Raw genomic sequence first — 17,280 nt, 5'->3', positions numbered from 1 at the left:
CCTGCGGTGTTGAAGCCCATCGGCCCCATCGGCCGCACTGCCCCACCGACCGGAGCTTCCCATCATGCTCGACGGAGCCCCCATCGCCGATCCGTCCCCGGTGTCCTCTGATCCGGGATCCGCGATGAGCAGCCTGACCGTACGGAGCGAAGGCGAACTGGCCGTCCGGCTGGCGGCGCTCACCCGCCGGTTCGTCGGTGGAAGCGCCAGTAACAGGCAGGGCGATGTCCTGCTGCTGGCTCGCAGCGATGGCCGTGCCCACCGGCTGGCCCGGCTGACCGGCGATCTTGCTCCCGATCTGGATATCGTTTTGCTGCCGATCGAGGAGACGGCGGCGGGCTACCGTACGGCTCCCTCGCGCGCCGTGCTCGGCCGGCGGGCCGCAGGGCTGATGCAACTGGTCGAGGGGGCAGGCGCGGCCCGCGGACGGCTGATCGTGGCGTCGGCCGACCTCGCCCTGCAGAGACTGCCACCTCCGCAAGCTTGGCGGGGCACGCGATTTCCTCTATCCCGCGGCATGGCCTATGATGAGCCGACGTGGCGTGGCTGGTTCGTCCGTGCCGGCTATGTGCTGGACGAGCGGGTGGACGAGCCCGGCGAGGCGGCGATCCGCGGCGCAGTGGTCGAGGTGTTTCCCGGCGATGGCGAACGTCCGGTCCGTTGCGACATCGCCGCTGGGGTGGTGCGTGAATTGCGCCTGTTCGATCCGGCTTCCCAGCGCTCTATCGCCCCCATCGACGGCATCACGCTTTGTCCCGTCACCGATCTGTTCCTCGGGCCGGAGACACTCGATCGGTTGACGACGAGCCTCGCCGGACTGGGCTATGAGATGCCGGAGGGTCTGCGCGAGGCGTTGGAGCAGGGGCATCGGCCTTATGGCTTCGACTTCCAGCTTCCAAATGTCTTCGACGACTGCCCGCTTCTGCTCGATCTGCTGCCCGAGGCCATGTTGGTGCTGGATGCTGGCGCTCGCGACCGAATCGAGGCACGGGCCGACGATCTGGCGGATGTCGCCCTCGACCGTCGCATCCGCCGTGACGATGCCTGCATCCTGCCGGTTCCGGCTCTAGAGCGCCGGCTGATCGGCGTTGATGGGCTGGAGAGCATGCTGGCCGCCCGCGAGGTTGTTCAGGTGGACTTCATTCCCAGCCCCGCGATGGAGCCGGTGGGGACGGAGCGCATGCTGTTGCGCCGTGCCGGTGCGCTGATAAGGGAAGGCAGGCCGGTGTTGCTGGCTGCCGCCGGTTCCTGCGAGGCGGAACGGCTGGCGGAACGGGCGTCGGCTTTTTTGGGGGCGGGTCTGGGGCGCCCGGTGACCCGGCTCGGTCGCTGGCCCGACCCACCGTTGGAAGGAGGGGACTGCGCCGTTCTGAACCTGCATGCGGCCGACGGCTTCGACTGCGACGGGATGACCGTGCTGGTGGCGCCGCGGCATGCGGAGGAAGGCGGTAGGGGTGCGCCGGCCCGTACGCCGTTGGCACCCTCGGACCTTGCGACCGGCGATTTCGTGGTCCATCTCGATTACGGCATCGGCCGGCTGGTCGGGCTGGAGACTATCGAGCGGAACGAGTCGACCGCCGATTTCCTAGTGCTGGAATATGCCCATGACGACCGGTTGCTGGTGCCGACCGCCGATTTCGACCGACTGTGGCGTCATGGTTCGGCTGATACCGGCGCGCGGCTCGACAGCCTGAAGAATGCCCATTGGCTGGATCGCCGTGCCGTGCTAGAGGCGGAGATCGTCGAGACCGCCCGGGGCATCCTGCGCGCCGCCCGTCGCAGTGCGCGGGAGACCGCGCCGGTGATCGACCCGCCGGCCGACCGCATGCGCCGTTTCGGCGCCCGCTTCGGGTTCGACCCGACGGAGGGGCAGCGCAGAGCCATCCATGCCGTTCTCGAGGCCATGCGCAGCGGCCATCCGATGGACCATTTGGTCTGTGCCGACGTTGGTTACGGCAAGACGGAGGTGGCGTTGCGGGCTACAGCTGCGGTGGCCTTCGCCGGGCATCAGGTGGCGGTGATGGCTCCGACCACCGTTCTCGCCCGCCAGCATTTCGAGGTGTTTCGCCGCCGCTTCGCCGGCTTCGGCATCCGGGTCGAGCCGTTGATCGGCGCCATGCCGAAGGCGGAAGTGGAACAGGTGCAGGCAGGGTTGGCCGACGGGGAGGTTGACGTCGTCGTCGGAACCCACGCACTGCTGTCCAAACGTCTGCGGTTTAAGCGGCTTGGCCTGATGGTGGTGGACGAGGAGCAGCGTTTCGGCGCCGAGCAGAAACAGGCCTTGAAGCGGCGGACCAGGGGCGCCCACAGCTTGGCGCTCAGCGCCACGCCGATCCCGCGGACGCTTCAGGGCGCGCTGGCGGGCCTGCGCGGCCTTAGTATTATCGACACGCCGCCGGCCCAGCGCCGGCCGGTGCGCACCGCTGTCACGCCTCGCGACGCGGCGACCGTCCGCGCGGCGCTGTTGCGCGAGCTGGGGCGCGGCGGGCAGGCCTTCTGCGTCACACCGCGCATCGCCGATCTGTGTGAATTGGAAGAGTGGGTCCGCGGGTTGGTGCCGGATGCCCGCGTCGCGGTGGCGCATGGCCGTATGGCGGCAGCGGCGTTGGACGATGCGGTTATGGGCTTCGTCGACGGTAAGAGCGACATCTTGGTGGCGACGCCGATCATCGAATCCGGCATCGATATTCCGCGCGCCAATACGCTGCTGTTGTTCCGCCCCCACCTGTTCGGGTTGGGTCAATTGCACCAGCTGCGTGGGCGGGTCGGGCGTAGCACGGTGCAGGGCTACGCCTATCTGCTGACCGACCCCGAGCAGCCGCTGGAGGAGCGGGCGGCTCGCCGCCTCGGCTCGCTGGAGGTTATCGAGAGCCTGGGGGGCGGCTTCGTGCTGAGCATGCTGGACCTGGACCAGCGCGGGGCCGGCGACCTGCTGGGCAAGGACCAGAGCGGTCATCTGCGCGCGGTAGGGACCGAACTGTACCAGCGCATCCTGGCCGACGCGCTCCGCATCCTCCGCCACCGGTCCGACGAGCGCTGGGACCCGGAGGTAACGGTCGCCGTGCCGCACTTCATCCCCGCCGCCTATATCCCCGAGGAGGAGTTGCGCATCGGCCTCCATCGCCGTATCGCCCGCACCGGTGATGCCAGCGAGTTGGACGCCCTGCGCGAGGAGATGGAGGACCGCTTCGGTCCGCTGCCGGACCCGGTCCAGCGGCTGCTGGCCATTGCGGCGCTGCGTTGCCGTTGCCGGGCGCTCGGGATCGCGTCGCTCGGCTGCGGTCCCGCCGGCGTGGCGGCCACCCTGCGCGGCAATCGCGCCGTTGCCCGGGCGGCGACGCTGGCGAAACGTTCCAGGGGTCTGTTGCATGCGCAGGATGACCGCGCGACAGCAGCGCTTGAGGCGTTCGATGCCGATGCGCGGCTCGCCAATGCCGTGCGCGTACTGGACTCCATAGAAGCCACCGTCAACAAGGCGAAGCAGCGCAGACGGACGGATGAGCCTACGGAAATTTGAAAGCAAGAGGCGGAGTGCGCCGTACCGGAGGCGGATACAGATTGGAGCGCGCCGGGTCGTGTCTCACGAGGTGGTGTAGGAGCTGTGGGGAACCGGCCCGCCGCAGCGCCCTCTCCTGGCTGGCGTAGGCGGGCCGGTTTTCCACAGCGGGCGGTCATCGTGGCTCTTCGGTAAAGTCTGGTCACCACAACACAACCTCCACCGAAGGTGACCACGATGACCGACGAGATGATGGCGCTTCGCGCGATGCTTGAGAAGGGCGCGGATGCCGATGTTCTGCGTGAGATGATCGGCTTTGCTGCCGAGCGCTTGATGGAGTTGGAGGTCCAAGGGCTGACCGGCGCCGGCTGTGGCGAACGCTCGTCCGAGCGGCTGGTCCAGCGCAACGGCTACCGTGACCGTAAGCGTTGCGTGACGACACATCCGACGTGATTCCAGTTCATGAAATATTCCGCTGGTCGCAGATCGGCGGAGGAAGAGCATGTCGGGTCGGGAGTTGGAGAGCTATTGGCACGGTCAAGTTGATGCCTGGAAGGACAGCGGGCTGACGTTGAAGGGCTATGCCGAGGTCCATGGGATCGGACGGTGGGCCTTGGCGCGGTGGTCGCGCCGCTTTGCCGCTGTGGAGGAGATGAGCGCTCCCGGTCATAGGGATAGTCCTGGTGCTGTCCCTATGACGGCGAGCGCTCCCTTGGTGATGGAGATCGTCGAGGTGGCTCCGCGTCGCCGGCGCTGGTCGCAGACGGCGAAAGAGCAACTGGTGGCGGAGACCTGCGAGCCGGGCATGAGCGTGTCGCTGGTCGCTCGCCGGCGCGGGGGCGATCCCAGCCTGCTGTTCCGCTGGCGCCGCCAGATGCTCGGTAAGCGTTGCGTGACGACACATCCGACGTGATCGTGGTTCATGAAATATTCCGCTGATCGCAGCTCAGCGGGGTAAGGGGATGTCGGGTCAGGATCTGGAGAGCTATTGGCGCGGTCATGTCGAGGCCTGGAAGGGCAGCGGGCTGACGCTGAAAGCCTATGCTGAAGCCCATGGAATTGGACGCTGGGCTCTGGGACGGTGGTCGCGCCGCTTTGCCGCTGCGAAGGGGGTGAGCGCTCGCTGTCATAGGGATAGTCCTGGTGCTGTCCCTATGACGGCGAGCGCTCCCTTGGTGATGGAGATCGTCGAGGCGGCACCCCGCCGGCGGTATTGGTCGCAGGCGGAGAAAGAGCAGCTGGTGGCGGAAACCTGCGAGCCCGGCGTGAGCGTGTCGCTGGTCGCCCGGCGGCGCGGGGTCGATCCCAGCCTGCTGTTCCGCTGGCGCCGCCAGATGCTCACTCCGGCCGAGCCGCCGCCCATCTTCGCGCCGGTGGAGGTGGCAGACACCACGTCCGCTCTTCCCCTCACGCCGCCAACTCCATGCGGTGCCAGCATGATCGAAATCGAGTTGGCCGGCGGACGGCGGCTGCGGGTCGGTCGGGATGTCGATGCCGAAGCACTGCGCCGGGTGATCAGCGTGCTGGAGCGGTCATGATGCTGTCGATCCCGGCCGGTGTACGCATTTACCTGGCGCTGGAGCCCTGCGACATGCGCCGCGGCTTCGACGGACTGGCCCTGCTGGTGCAGCAGGCGCTGGGCAAGGATCCGTTCTGCGGCCACCTCTACATCTTCCGAGGGAAAGGTGCTGGACGCGTGAAAATTCTCTACGCCGATCAGAACGGCATGTGCCTGTTCGCCAAGAGGCTGGAACGTGGCCGTTTCGTTTGGCCAACGACGCGGACGCCGGGCGGCACAGTGGTACTGACGCCGGTGGAACTGTCCCTGCTTCTGGAGGGGCTGGACTGGCGTCACACCGTGCCGGTGTCGCGGCCGACTGCAGCGGGATGAATGGGAGAAAAGGTGAGGAAAACCACAGGCTTGGCTGGCTTGGGGCCGTGATCCAAGGTACAATCGGCCATGCGCTTCGACCTCGACAACCTGCCCGCTGATCCAGCCCTGCTGCAGCAGATGGTGCGCGATTTGGCCGAGGTCGTTGAGCGCCAGAAAGCCGATCTGGCGGAGCTGGAGGCTCTGCGTCAGCAGCTCCGACAGATGCAGCGCACCGTCTTCGGGCGCCGCTCCGAACGGCTCGATCCCGATCAGCTCGATCTCGGGTTGGAGGAGCTGGAGGCGGACATCGCCCGGGTCGAGGCCAAACTCGCAGCCCCTGAACTGGAACCGTCAGCCCCTGCGGAACCACCCAGCCGTGGCCGCGACTTGCCCGATGATCTGCCGCATCACGATCTCACACTCGAGCCGCCTGGGCTGGAGTCCGGCGCCGGGGTTTGCCCCTGCTGCGGCGGGGCTTTGCATGAGGCCGGCGAGACGGTGGCCCGGATGATCGACTACGTGCCGGCCCAGGTGCGGGTGCTGCGCATCCGCCGGCCCAAATACGCCTGCCGCGGCTGTGCGGCACGCTGCATCAGGCGCCGGCCCCGGAGAAGCCGATCGCCAAGGGCATGGCGACGCCGGCGATGCTGGCGCACGTCATCACCAGTCGCTACTGCGATCATCTGCCCTTCTACCGCCAGGCGCAGATCCTGGCCCGCAACGGCTTTCCCGTCGACCGCTCGGTTCTGGCGGGCTGGGCGGGACAGGCGTGTTGGTGGCTGGAGGCGCTGCATGAGGAGTTGGCCAAGGCCCTGTTCGCCTCGGCCAAGCTGTTCGCCGACGACACGCCGATGCCGACGCTGGCGCCGGGAACCGGCCGGGTGAAGACCGGACGGCTTTGGGCCTATGCCCGCGATGATCGGCCCTGGCAGGGGCTGGACCCGCCGGCGGTGATTTACGCCTACACCAGCGATCGCAAAGGCGAACGCCCAGCCGCCCACCTGCGGGAGTTCTGCGGTGTGCTGCAGGTGGACGGTTATGCCGGGTTCGAACGGCTGGCTGCCGGCAACCGGGTCGTGCTGGCGGCGTGCTGGAGCCATGCGCGTCGACGTTTCTACGACTTGGCCGAAAACGGCTCGCCGATCGCCGCCGAGGCGCTGCGCCGCATCGCCCGGCTCTACGCGATCGAAGAGCGCATCCGCGGCCGCACGGCAGACGAGCGCCGGCAGCTTCGGCAAGCCGAGGCCGCTTCCCAGGTGGCGGAGCTGAAGGCGTGGCTGGAGCACGAACTTCCCCGCCTGCCGGGCCGCTCCAAGCTGGCCGAGGCGATCCGCTATGCGCTTGGCCGCTGGAAGGCGTTGTGCGTCTACCTGGATGACGGCCGGGTGGAGATGGATACCAACACGGTGGAGCGCTGCATCAGACCGGTAGCCCTCGGCCGGAAGAATAGCCTCTTCGCCGGCTCGGAGGGCGGCGGCCATCGCTGGGCGGTGATCGCCTCGCTGGTTGAGACCTGTAAGCTCAACGGCGTCGAACCCTTCGCCTACCTGCGCGACGTCCTGGAGCGCATGGTGAACGGCTATCCTGCCAGCCACCTCGCCGATCTCCTCCCCTGGAACTGGAGCCCAGCTGTCAACGCCTGATCCGGTGCGATCACGCCCCGCTTACGATGCTCGCCCCGGCCGAGCCGCCACCCCTCTAGGGGCGCTTTGTCTGGCCAACGACGCGGACGCCGGGCGGCACGGTGGTGCTGACGCCGGCGGAACTCTCCCTGCTCCTGGAGGGGTTGGAGTGGCGCCACGCCATTCCGGCCTCGCGCCCGACGGTGGCGGGATGAGAGGGAGAAAAGGTGAGGAAATCCGGGGGTTTGACTGGCCTGGAGCGGTGATCCGAGGTGCAATCGGCCATGCGCTTCGACCTCGACAACCTACCCGCTGATCCGGCCCTGCTCCAGCAGCTGGTGCGCGATCTGGCCGAAGTTGTGGAGCGCCAGAAGGCTGATTTGGCGGCGTTGGAGGCGCTGCGCCAGCAGCTCCGGCAGATGCAGCGCTCCATCTTCGGGCGGCGCTCCGAACGGCTCGATCCCGATCAACTCGACCTTGGGCTGGACGACCTGGAGGCGGACATCGCCCGGGTCGATGCCAAGCTTGCCGCCGACAGCCCGGACACGGCACCGGAACCGGCGGACGCGGCTGAGGACGGGAGGGGCGCGGCCGCGACTGGCCCGATCACCTGCCGCATCACGACGTCATCGTGGAACCGCAAGGGGTGGACGCCGGGGCCGGTGTCTGCCCCTGCTGCGGCGGCGCCCTGCACGCCGCCGGCGAACCATCGCCCGGATGGTGGACTATGTTCCGGCCCAGGTCAGGGTGCTGCGCATCCGCCGGCCCAAATACGCCTGCCGCGGCTGCGGCACGCTGCACCAGGCGCCGGCACCGGACAAGCCGGTCGCCAAGGGCATGGTGACGCCGGCGATGCTGGCCCACATCATCACCAGCCGCTACTGCGATCATCTGCCCTTCTACCGCCAGGCGCAGATCCTGGCCCGCAACGGCTTTCCCGTGGATCGCCCCGTTCTGACTGGGTGGGCAGGCCAGGCGTGCTGGTGGCTGGAGACGGTGCAGGAGGAACTCGCCAAGGCGGTGTTCGCCTCGACCAAGCTGTTCGCCGACGACACGCCGATGCCGACGCTGGCGCCGGGAACGGGCCGGGTGAAGACCGGCCGCTTCTGGGCCTATGCCCGCGACGACCGGCCCTGGCAGGGAGAGGACCCGCCGGCCGTGGTCTACGCCTACACCAGCGACCGCAAAGGCGAGCGCCCGGCCGGCCATCTCCGGGATTTCCACGGGGTGCTGCAGGTGGACGGCTATGCCGGGTTCGAGCGGCTGGCCGCCGGCAACCGGGTCGTTCTGGCGGCGTGCCGGAGCCATGCCCGTCGCCGCTTCTACGATCTGGCTGAAAACGGCTTGCCGATCGCGGCGGAGGCGCTGCGTCGCATCGCCCGGCTCTACGCGATCGAGAAGCGCATCCGCGGCCGCACGGCCGACGAGCGTCGGCAGGTCCGGCAAGCCGAGGCCGCTGTGCAGGTGGCCGACCTGAAGCTGTGGCTGGATCGGGAACTCCCGCGCCTGCCGGGCCACTCCAAGCTGGCCGAGGCGATCCGCTATGCGCTCGGCCGCTGGAAGGCGTTGTGCGTCTACCTGGAGGCGGCCGGGTGGAGATGGATACCAACACGGTGGAGCGCTGCATCAGGCCTGTGGCTTTGAGCCGGAAGAACAGCCTGTTCGCCGGCTCTGAAGGCGGCGACCACCGCTGGGCGGTGATCGCCTCGCTGGTGGAAACCTGCAAGCTCAACGCTGTCGAGCCTTTCGCCTACTTGCGCGACATCCTGGAGCGCATGGTGGACGGATATCCCGCCAGCCGCGTCGCCAACCTGCTCCCGTGGAATTGGAAGCCGGCCGTCAACTCCTGATCCGGTGCGATTACGACCCGCTTACGGCAAAGGTGCCGGGTGCATTTCTCCAGGACCGCGCTTGCCCATGCCGGCAAGAGCGGGCGCCGTGTCGTGGCGGCCTTCATCGCCACTGCTTTCGCGCAGGATGATGCCGCATCTGCACGCACGCAGTGGCGGCAAGTGGCCGACCAAGTCCGGGCCAAGCTGCCGAAGCTGGCCACCCTGATGGACGAGGCGGAGGAAGACGTCCTGGCCTACATGACCTTTCCCAGGGAGCATCGGGCCAAGCTCCACTCGACCAACCCGATTGAGCGTCTCAACGGCGAGATCAAACGGCGGACCGAGATGGTGGGTATATTTCCCAACGAGGAAGCGATTACGAGGCTCATCGGTGCGATATTGCTGGAGCAAAACGATGAATGGGCCGTTCAGCGCGCGCAATACATGACGCTGGAAACCATCGCCCCGCTCGGCGATGATCCCATCGTCAGTCTGCCCGCTGTGGCCGCCTGACCATCTGGCCAGACCGGCCGGAGAATATGATGAGCGATCCAGATCCTACACCACGCTCAGGGGCACGATCTCGGCAAGCAAGGTGCCCCACATCTTCCACGGCGGGCGCCTGACGCCGGCATCGTCGGTCCCGCGCCCGGTTCCGCCCGCCAAGCCGGCCGGCACCCGGCAGACCCCGTTGCGTTGGCGTGGTGGCTCGCTGACTAGGGCTGGGACTCTCATAACCAGTAGGATACGGTAGCGGCGATGCAGACGGCGGCATGGAAGTTGGTAGCGAGCCTGTCGTATCGGGTTGCGACGCGACGGAAATCCTTGAGCCGGTTGAACATGCGCTCGATGGCGTTGCGGTTTCGATAAAGGTATGGCGAGAAACAGTTTTTCCAGACGCGATTGATCTTGGGCGGGATGTTGGGTGCGGCTCCGATTGCCTCGATCTTTCGGCGCACGGCGTTGGTGTCGTAGCCCTTGTCGCCATGGATCAGATCGGCGGTGGTCACTTGGTCGAGCAGGGTGTCGGCAGCGACGCAATCCGCGACCTGCCCGCCGGTGAGCAGGAAGGCGATGGGGCGGCAATTCCGGTCGGTCAGGGCGTGGATTTTGGTGGTGCGACCGCCGCGCGAGCGGCCGATCGCCTGGTTCCGCTCCCCCCTTTTCCGCCCGAGGCGCAGCGATGCGCTTTTACGGTGGAGGAATCGATCAAAACCTCTGCTGGCGGTCCTCCCGCAGTGGCCAGCGCATGAAACAGGTTCGACCAGACACCCTTGGCCGCCCAGCGCTGGAAGCGATTGTACAACGTCTTGCGCGGCCCGTAGATCGTGGGGGCGTCCTTCCACCGGCAACCGGAGATCAGGACATGCACGATACCGCTGATGACGCGGCGGTCATCGACCCGGGGCTTGCCTCGGGTGTCGCGCGGAAGGTGCGGCTCAAGCCGTGCAAACTGGATGTCGCTCAGCCAGAAAATGTCTCGGTCCAACAAAGATCTCCTTCCGGAGACCTTGAATCACGACCGCGCACTCTGAGGATGCCCTTTTATGGGCCCCAGCCCTAGCAGAAGAGTCGAATGCACGAAAATCCATTGGAATATTCTACCACCGCGGCGGTTCAACGGCAAGCCTGGTAAATTGCATTCATAGGAATAAAAATTCTTATAGGTTGAATTGCGCGTCATCCCGCCGATGGTGCCCGGGATCCCATGCCGCGGGCGGGGGAATAGCCACGTACTGCGAGTGCTGCGAACAGCAGCGCGGCGACGACGACGACGGCAAGCGCTTGGCCCTCGACCTTGCCGTACAGGGCGAACCGTATCAGTTCCACTCCATGAGTGAAGGGATTGAGGCTGCACAGCCACCATAACAGCGGTCCTGCCTCCTCCATGCGGTAGAGCGGGTAGAGGGCGGAAGACAGGAAGAAGAGCGGGAAAACGACGAAGTTCATCACCCCCGCGAAATTCTCCAACTGCCGGATGGCGGAGGCCAGCACCATTCCGAGTGCTCCCAGCATCAGCCCGTTCAGCAGAAGGGCCGGCACCACGCTCAGCGGCGCCCAGATTGGCAGGTCGATGCCGTAGAGTCGGACGATCAGCAGGAAGGCCGCCACCTGCAGCGCCGACACCACCACGCCGGCCACCAGCCGCGCCACCAACAGGAAGCTGCGCGGCAGCGGGCTGGTCAGAAGGATGCGCATGCTGCCCATCTCGCGGTCGTAGACCATCGATAGCGAGCCTTGCATGCCGTTGAACAGCTGGATCATGCCGATCAGTCCAGGCACGATGTAGACCTCGTAGGGGATGTAGGTCTCGTAGGGTGGGATGATGGCGATGCCCAGCGCCGCACGGAATCCCGCCGCAAAGACGAACAGCCAGACCAGTGGCCGTACCAGCGCGCCGAGGAAGCGTTCGCGCTGATGGACGAAGCGCAGCACCTCGCGTGCCACGATCCCCCGGAAGGCGATCCACCAACCGCCCATTCCCCGGCCGCTCATGCCGCCGCCTCCACACCGGCGGCGGGCCGAGCCGCAGTCAGCCGATCATAGCTTTCCGCCACCGTGGCGCATCCGGCCTCGGCATTCACCACGGAGACCGGGCCGCTGGCGCGCACCCGGCCGCGGTGCAGGACGACGACATGGTCGGTGACCGGGTCGATCTCGTCGATCAGGTGGGTGGCCCACAGCACAGCGATGCCGTCATCGGTGCACAGGTCATGGACATGGCGGATCAACTTGCGGCGGGCCGGGATGTCGAGCCCGACGGTGGGCTCGTCCAGCAGCAGCAGCGTGGGGCGATGCAGCAGGGCGCGGGCGATCTCCGCCCGGCGGCGGTGGCCGCCGTTCAGTGCGCGGACCTTCTCGTCGCGCCGCTCGAACAGCGAGAGGCGGGTCAACTCCACCTCGATCCGGCGTTGGGCCTCGCGTCGGCCGATGCCGTGCAGCGCAGCGAAATAGTGCAGATTCTGCGTCACTGTCAGGTCGAGGTCGAGGGTCGGCTGCTGGAACACCACCCCCATACAAGCCAGCGCGTCGCCAGAGGCAGTCGCGATGTCGTGGCCGTGGATGCGTATGCGTCCGGCAGTTGGACGCAGCAGGTTGGTGGCGAGTGCGAACAGCGTGCTCTTCCCCGCCCCATTGGGCCCCAGCAGGCAGGTGAAGGCGCCCGGCATCACCCGGAAGCCGACCTCTTCCAGTGCATAGCGGTCGCCGCCATAGCTGTGGCGCAACCCCTCGATCTCCAGTGCCGGTATCGCCATGGCTTCGCCCCCTTCACCCCTTGACGGCGACGCCCCAGGGATAGCGCCCGACCTTGATCGACTTGGTCACCTTCAGGCTGTCGACGTCGATGACCGACACGTCGCCGCTGATCCCGTTGGTGGTGTAGAGCGTCTTCTGGTCCGGTGTCAGCCCCAGATGCCAGACGCGCCGGCCGACCAGCAAATAGTCTTTCACCTCGAAGCTTTTGGCATCGATGACGGCGACATGGTTGGCCGGGCCGAGCGCCACGAACGCAAAGCGGCCGTCGTCGGTCAGCTTCACCCCCACCGGCTGGATGCGGTCCTTGGCGATACCCTTGATGTGGAAGTCGATGACTTTCTGCACGTTGCGCGTGGTGCTGTCGATCACGCTGACGGTGCCGCCGATCTCAGACGACACCCACAACTGCGCGCCGTCCTTGCTGAACTCGGCGTGTCGCGGGCGCGGCCCTACCAGCGTATTGTCGGTGACCTGCCGCTTCTCGATGTCGATCCAGTGGACCATGCTGGTGGTTTCGGAGGTGTTGACGCCCCAGCGACCGTCGGGGCTGACGTCCATCCCCTCCGGCTCCACCCCGACATCGACCTGGAAGGCGACCTTGCGCGAGGGCACGTCGACCACGGTGACGACGTTGCTGTCCTCGTTGGCGATGAACAGGCTCTTGCCGTCTGGGCTGAGTGCGAACTGTTCCGGATCATCGCCCGACGGCAGATTGTGGACGATCTTCCGGGTGGCAAGGTCGAGAACCTGCACCGCATGGTCGTCGCTCGCGCAGATGAACAACTGGGTGCCGTCCTTGGACAGGGTGATTCCGCGTGGCCGTTTGCCGACCTTGATGGTGTCGGTCACCGCCAGCGTCTTGCCGTCGATCACCGACAGCGTGTTGTCCTTCTCGTTGGACACATAGATGGTCTGGGCCGAGGCGGCCGACGCCAGCCCGGCCACGAGAACCGCGGTGGTCAGGAAGGGAAGGGGCTTGCGGACAGCAGTCATGGCGTCTTCTTTCCTCGCGTCTTGCAGAGCGTTTCCGGTTGGTCGTAACCCAGGCTGTCCAACTCAGTCCGCGGGTGGAGGAACCCCTCCTGCGGCGATACCGATACCAGCGAACGGTCGGCGGCCAGCAACACCGGCTGGCGGAGTTGACCGTCCCACGGCCGCAGGCTGAGCGGTGCGCCGCGGAAGGCGGACATGGTGAAGTCGGGCGACTGGATGAAGGCGATCAGCCGGTCGGGATCGGCTGTACGGGCGCGGGCCGCCGCCTCACCCACTATGCGGACGGCGGTCCAATCATTATGATCGCGGGCAGTCATCGCGCGCTTTGCCGACGCCTTGAAACGGGACTGGAGCTGCGCCGCTCCCCATTGTTCGTGCGTGCGGTGCCAGACGGTGGGGACGAGTCCCTGGGTGCCGGCCACCGGGCGCGGGTCTGCCGTGCGATAGGGCAGGTAGTCGCCGAATTCTCCGACCTCGTCGGCGACGACCAACACGTCGTAGCTCTTGGCCTGTGTGAAGACCGGGATTTCGGCCTCAGCCGTGCGGTTGACGTCGCTTTCGGCGGTCCAGGTCTTTTCCGCCACGATCTGGGCGCCGAAGTGCTTGGCGGCGCGGCGGACGGCTGAGGCAAAGAGCATATCCTCGGGTCGGCGACCGGTGACCAGGAACCAGCGCGGCCAGCGCTTCTTCACCAGATACTGCCCGAGCGCATCGGCCAGCATCGCCCGGCTGGGCGCCACATTCAGCAGGTTGGGCGCGCAGGCGGCGCCACGCAGAGAATCGTCGGGCGCGGTGGCGTTCAGCAGCAGCAGGTTGCGGGCTTCCGGCAACTTCGACAGCGCCTCCACCGTCGCGCCCGGCGCATCGACGATGACGAAGCGGTTGCCACGCCCAGCCAGTTCGCGCAGGGCTGCGGCGGCGTCCCCGTCCGGAACAACCTCCACCGCATCGAGCAGGAAGGATTGCTTGAGGAATTTTCCGGTCGTGTTGTTGTCGGCGATGGCCAGAGCCGCGCCGGCCAGCCCATCGTCCACCGCCGGCTCGTCCGGGTTGGCGACCGAGGGCGGCGGTTCCGGCGTCTGCGACAGGAAGCCGATACGGATCTCGCCGCTGTCCTGCGCCATCGCGGGAGCGACGGCAAGCAGGACCATGGTGAGCGCGATCAGCGGGCCGGTGATCAGCGGGCCGGTGTGGTGCGGTCGGGGCAGGCGGGTCTTGACCATCATATCCGTCGGAATGCCAACAGTTCGGTTGGCAGCCTATCCGGCGAACCCTACACCCGAAATGCGACTATGGGAGAATGGACAGGCTTGCGGACGGAGGGGGCGATCAGGGCTTCCCGCAATGGCCATCTTGTACGAAAGTCCAATTATTAGCTTCGCTGACCAATGGGTATCCTGGCTTCCCGTTCGTTCAGGACATCTTTGCCGGGACCTCCGATGGCGCATGTCACCCGCCGCCGCCTTCTGTCCGGACTTGCCGCCGGGCTTGCGGTTCCACTGCTGCCGGGCGTGCGTCCGGCGGCGGCCCGCCCATTGGACGAGGTGATGGAGCGCCGGCGGCTGCGCGTCGCCGTCTACCGTGATTTCCGCCCTTTTTCCTTCCGTCAGGAAGGCGGACTGGTGGGCATCGACGTCGACATCGCCGCGGCCATCGCGGAGAAGTTGGGGGTGAGGCCCGACGTCTACGAACAGATCGCCGGCGAGACCGTGTCCGACGACCTGCGCGTCGCGGTGTGGCGCGGCAGCCTGTTCGGCTTGGAATTGGCCGATGTCATGATGCACATCCCCTATGACAAGCAGTTCGGCCTGATGAATCCGGAGGCGGTGCTGTTCGCCCCTTACCATCACGAGGTCTTCGCGCTGGCCCGCGACCCACAGCGGGTGCGCCAGCCGATCCTGGCGACGTTGCCGGACGAGCCGATCGCGGTGGAGATCGACAGCGTGCCCGATTTCTTTCTGCTGGGGATGCAGGGCGGGCGACTGCGCGGCCGCATCATCCATTGCCCGACGCCGGAGGCCGCCATCGAGAAGTTGACCGCTGGGGAAGCCGCCGCGGTGCTGGCGCCTCTGAGCCAAGTGCAGGCGGCGCTGGGCGCGCGGGCGGAGCAGTTCCCGGTCACCACGGTCGCGCTGCCGGGAATGATGACCTCCAACTGGAACATCGGCATGGCGACCAAGGAGAATTCCCGCGACCTCGCCTATGCCATCGGCGACGCGGTGACGGCTCTGACCGAGGACGGGAGCATTGCGAGGATCTTCGCCCGCTATGGTGCGATCCACACGCCGCCGCCGCTTGTCGAGTGAAGAGAAACTCACCGCTTGGAAGGGGGGACGAATGCGAAATGCCTTGTGCCGGGTGGTCTTGGCGACTGCGACGTTTATCATCGCCTCTCCGGTCTTCGCCGCAAGTTCGCCGTCCGACCCGCTCGGTTCGGTAATGTGGGATACACTGCGCGACCAGTATTTCGCCGGTGCTCCGGTGGTATTCGATGATGCGGTGAAGGTGGTCGCCCCAGCCGCCGCGGAAGACACGCGGGCGGTTCCGATCTCGGTCGACGCCACGGCGCTGGGCCGGGTGGTGGAGATGGTGGCGATCGCCGACCTCAACCCCTTTCCACTGGTGTTGCGCTATCATCCCGGCACCGCCGCGCCCTATATCGCGACCCGGATCAAGATCCAGCAGGCGACAGCCGTGCGCGGCGCGGCGCGGACCGCCGATGGGGTCTGGCATGTCTCCGGCGTGCTGGTCGACGCGGCGGGCGGCGGGTGCAGTGCGCCTCCGGTGTCCTATGCACAGAAGGATTGGGCCGACCATGTCGGCGAGGTACAGGCACGGCTGTGGCCGGCGGCGGAAGACGGGGTGGCGCGGCTGCGGCTGCGCATCCGCCATCCCAACGATACCGGACTCGTCGACGGCATCCCCGCCTATTTCGTCGAGACCTTGCGGGTCGAGGCGCAAACCCCCCGAGGCTCGCCCGAACTGGCGCGCATCGACAGCCTGGAACCGGTGTCGGAAAATCCGGTTTATTCGCTCGATCTCCGTCCGCCGCCGGACGCGAGTGCGCTGGTCCTGCGTGGGCGCGACAACCAAGGTGGCGAGATCCGCGCCACCATCCCGATGCCGCCGCCCGGCGCCAGACCGGCGATGAGCGTGAAGGTGATCGACCCGCTGCGGAGTATCGGGCAATGAGCATGGCTTTGTTGCGCCGTCTTGCGCTGACCGCTGTCTTCGCCGCCGGGGCGATCTCGGGTATGGCGTGGGCTGCCGGGCCGCTGACCTACGACCTGAAACCGGCGCGCATCGCCCCAGACACCTATGTCTTCGAGGGATCCACCAAGCATTTCACCCGCGCCAACGGCGGCAACATCCTGAATTCCGGCTTCATCGTCACTGCCGATGGGGTGATCGTCATCCAGACCGGCCCGTCGCGCCGCTATGGCGAGGAGATGCGCGCCGCGATCCGCAAGGTCACCGACAAGCCGGTCCGCAAGGTTTTCGTCAGCAACCTGCATCCCGATTATTGGCTTGGGTCCCAGGCCTTCACCGACGTGCCCGTCGCGGCATTGCCCGGCACCATCGCCGGCATCCAGGAGGAGGGGCACGGCATCGCCGACAACATGTACCGGCTGGTCGGCGACTGGATGCGCGGGACCGAGGTGACGATCCCGACAGAGCCGGTCTATGGCTCCACCGTGAAATTCGGCGACCACCGGCTGCGGCTGATCCCGCTGAGCGGCCATACCGCCGCCGACCTGATGATCCTCGACGAGACGACGGGGGTGCTGTTCGCCGGCGGCGTCGTCTTCTGCGACCGCACACCGACCACGCCGCATGCGACCGTGTCGGATTGGCTGAAGGAACTGGAAGCGGTGGACGCGCTGGACATCCGGCTGCTGGTGCCCAACCACGGCCATATCCGTCCCGACAAGTCCTGCGTCGCCCAAACCCGCGACTGGCTGATCTGGCTGGACGGCACGCTGCGCCAAGCGGCCGAGTCCGGTCTCGACATGGCCGAAGCACTGGAATTGCCGATTCCCGAGCGATTTGCAGGACTGGACGTGTTGCGTGAAGAGTATCGCCGCTCCGTCGCCCATCTGTGGCCGAGGATAGAGCAGGACAGTCTGCCCAGGGTGAACTGAAATGCCGTTGAGGGCCGTCCGCGCCTGCTACTATCCGACAATTTACCAGACAGATCGTCCGTCT

Annotated in this window: 11 protein-coding genes and 7 pseudogenes; 13 read left to right on the top strand and 5 right to left on the bottom strand. The window is 66.9% G+C overall.

Annotated features, from left to right (window positions below):
* Positions 1 to 64: 64 nt before the first annotated feature.
* The 10 genes and pseudogenes from AL072_RS20175 (at position 65) to AL072_RS20135 (ending at position 9,336) form a co-directional block, all read left to right on the top strand.
* Positions 65 to 3,517 (top strand): DEAD/DEAH box helicase, encoded by a 3,453-nt coding sequence (locus tag AL072_RS20175; RefSeq protein ID WP_052710211.1) that lies wholly within the window; start codon positions 65 to 67, stop codon positions 3,515 to 3,517.
* 216 nt (positions 3,518 to 3,733) lie between these two features.
* Positions 3,734 to 3,919 (top strand): annotated as a pseudogene (locus tag AL072_RS20170) (transposase); the annotation flags it as partial.
* Positions 3,920 to 3,998: 79 nt separating this feature from the next.
* Positions 3,999 to 4,148: pseudogene (gene tnpA, locus AL072_RS36315) on the top strand (IS66 family insertion sequence element accessory protein TnpA); the annotation flags it as partial.
* A gap of 66 nt (positions 4,149 to 4,214) precedes the next feature.
* A pseudogene (locus AL072_RS33625) lies at positions 4,215 to 4,376 on the top strand (transposase); the annotation flags it as partial.
* Between the two features lie 82 nt (positions 4,377 to 4,458).
* A pseudogene (tnpA, locus tag AL072_RS36310) lies at positions 4,459 to 4,605 on the top strand (IS66 family insertion sequence element accessory protein TnpA); the annotation flags it as partial.
* Positions 4,606 to 4,650: 45 nt separating this feature from the next.
* Positions 4,651 to 5,034: an IS66-like element accessory protein TnpA gene (gene tnpA / locus AL072_RS36305; protein ID WP_045581642.1), complete on the top strand. Its 384-nt coding sequence runs from the start codon at positions 4,651 to 4,653 to the stop codon at positions 5,032 to 5,034.
* The gene (tnpB, locus tag AL072_RS20155) at positions 5,031 to 5,387 is read left to right on the top strand and encodes an IS66 family insertion sequence element accessory protein TnpB (protein ID WP_082108895.1); all 357 of its coding nucleotides are present in this window, start codon (positions 5,031 to 5,033) and stop codon (positions 5,385 to 5,387) included. Before tnpA (AL072_RS36305) ends, tnpB begins: the two co-directional genes overlap by 4 nt.
* A 69-nt stretch (positions 5,388 to 5,456) precedes the next feature.
* Positions 5,457 to 7,012, top strand: a pseudogene (locus tag AL072_RS20150) (IS66-like element ISAli15 family transposase).
* A 263-nt stretch (positions 7,013 to 7,275) separates the two neighbouring features.
* Positions 7,276 to 8,841, top strand: a pseudogene (tnpC, locus tag AL072_RS33100) (IS66 family transposase).
* A gap of 9 nt (positions 8,842 to 8,850) precedes the next feature.
* Positions 8,851 to 9,336: a transposase gene (locus AL072_RS20135; RefSeq protein ID WP_425388609.1), complete on the top strand. Its 486-nt coding sequence runs from the start codon at positions 8,851 to 8,853 to the stop codon at positions 9,334 to 9,336.
* A gap of 218 nt (positions 9,337 to 9,554) precedes the next feature.
* On the opposite strand, the pseudogene AL072_RS33610 reads toward AL072_RS20135, so the two are convergent.
* The 5 genes and pseudogenes from AL072_RS33610 to AL072_RS20110 form a co-directional block, all read right to left on the bottom strand.
* Positions 9,555 to 10,312: pseudogene (locus AL072_RS33610) on the bottom strand (IS5 family transposase).
* A gap of 191 nt (positions 10,313 to 10,503) precedes the next feature.
* Positions 10,504 to 11,319, bottom strand: a complete 816-nt coding sequence (locus AL072_RS20125) for an ABC transporter permease (protein ID WP_245636942.1) — start codon at positions 11,317 to 11,319, stop codon at positions 10,504 to 10,506.
* Positions 11,316 to 12,080, bottom strand: coding sequence for an ABC transporter ATP-binding protein (locus AL072_RS20120; RefSeq protein ID WP_045584572.1), 765 nt, complete (start codon positions 12,078 to 12,080; stop codon positions 11,316 to 11,318). The genes AL072_RS20125 and AL072_RS20120 overlap by 4 nt, the downstream gene beginning before the upstream one ends.
* 13 nt (positions 12,081 to 12,093) lie before the next feature.
* On the bottom strand, positions 12,094 to 13,074 hold the full coding sequence (locus AL072_RS20115; protein WP_045584571.1) for a YVTN family beta-propeller repeat protein: 981 nt from the start codon (positions 13,072 to 13,074) through the stop codon (positions 12,094 to 12,096).
* Positions 13,071 to 14,300, bottom strand: a complete 1,230-nt coding sequence (locus tag AL072_RS20110; RefSeq protein ID WP_245636941.1) for an ABC transporter substrate-binding protein — start codon at positions 14,298 to 14,300, stop codon at positions 13,071 to 13,073. Before AL072_RS20110 ends, AL072_RS20115 begins: the two co-directional genes overlap by 4 nt.
* 213 nt (positions 14,301 to 14,513) lie before the next feature.
* Here AL072_RS20110 and AL072_RS20105 point away from each other — a divergent pair, with 213 nt between their 5' ends.
* Genes AL072_RS20105 through AL072_RS20095 form a run of 3 tightly spaced genes read left to right on the top strand, consistent with a single transcriptional unit; the run spans position 14,514 to position 17,216 of the window.
* Positions 14,514 to 15,380: a substrate-binding periplasmic protein gene (locus AL072_RS20105; RefSeq protein ID WP_052710290.1), complete on the top strand. Its 867-nt coding sequence runs from the start codon at positions 14,514 to 14,516 to the stop codon at positions 15,378 to 15,380.
* A gap of 31 nt (positions 15,381 to 15,411) precedes the next feature.
* Entirely contained in the window at positions 15,412 to 16,266 is an 855-nt protein-coding gene (locus tag AL072_RS20100) for a quinoprotein dehydrogenase-associated SoxYZ-like carrier (RefSeq protein WP_045584570.1), read from the top strand.
* Positions 16,263 to 17,216, top strand: a complete 954-nt coding sequence (locus AL072_RS20095) for a quinoprotein relay system zinc metallohydrolase 1 (protein ID WP_082109223.1) — start codon at positions 16,263 to 16,265, stop codon at positions 17,214 to 17,216. The genes AL072_RS20100 and AL072_RS20095 overlap by 4 nt, the downstream gene beginning before the upstream one ends.
* Positions 17,217 to 17,280: the final 64 nt, after the last annotated feature.

The sequence above is a fragment of the Azospirillum thiophilum genome (genome assembly GCF_001305595.1).
Taxonomy (GTDB): Bacteria; Pseudomonadota; Alphaproteobacteria; order Azospirillales; family Azospirillaceae; genus Azospirillum; species Azospirillum thiophilum.
The sequence above is the reverse complement of the archived record's forward strand: the minus strand, read 5'-3'. Positions and strand labels throughout refer to the sequence as shown.

Bases quoted from the DNA above. Each gene is read 5' to 3' on its own strand.
- AL072_RS20175 (WP_052710211.1), top strand. From the start codon at position 65: ATGCTCGACGGAGCCCCCATCGCCGATCCGTCCCCGGTGTCCTCTGAT.
- tnpA (WP_045581642.1), top strand. From the start codon at position 4,651: ATGACGGCGAGCGCTCCCTTGGTGATGGAGATCGTCGAGGCGGCACCC.
- tnpB (WP_082108895.1), top strand. From the start codon at position 5,031: ATGATGCTGTCGATCCCGGCCGGTGTACGCATTTACCTGGCGCTGGAG.
- AL072_RS20125 (WP_245636942.1), bottom strand. From the start codon at position 11,319: ATGAGCGGCCGGGGAATGGGCGGTTGGTGGATCGCCTTCCGGGGGATC.
- AL072_RS20120 (WP_045584572.1), bottom strand. From the start codon at position 12,080: ATGGCGATACCGGCACTGGAGATCGAGGGGTTGCGCCACAGCTATGGC.
- AL072_RS20115 (WP_045584571.1), bottom strand. From the start codon at position 13,074: ATGACTGCTGTCCGCAAGCCCCTTCCCTTCCTGACCACCGCGGTTCTC.
- AL072_RS20110 (WP_245636941.1), bottom strand. From the start codon at position 14,300: ATGATGGTCAAGACCCGCCTGCCCCGACCGCACCACACCGGCCCGCTG.
- AL072_RS20105 (WP_052710290.1), top strand. From the start codon at position 14,514: ATGGCGCATGTCACCCGCCGCCGCCTTCTGTCCGGACTTGCCGCCGGG.
- AL072_RS20100 (WP_045584570.1), top strand. From the start codon at position 15,412: ATGCGAAATGCCTTGTGCCGGGTGGTCTTGGCGACTGCGACGTTTATC.
- AL072_RS20095 (WP_082109223.1), top strand. From the start codon at position 16,263: ATGAGCATGGCTTTGTTGCGCCGTCTTGCGCTGACCGCTGTCTTCGCC.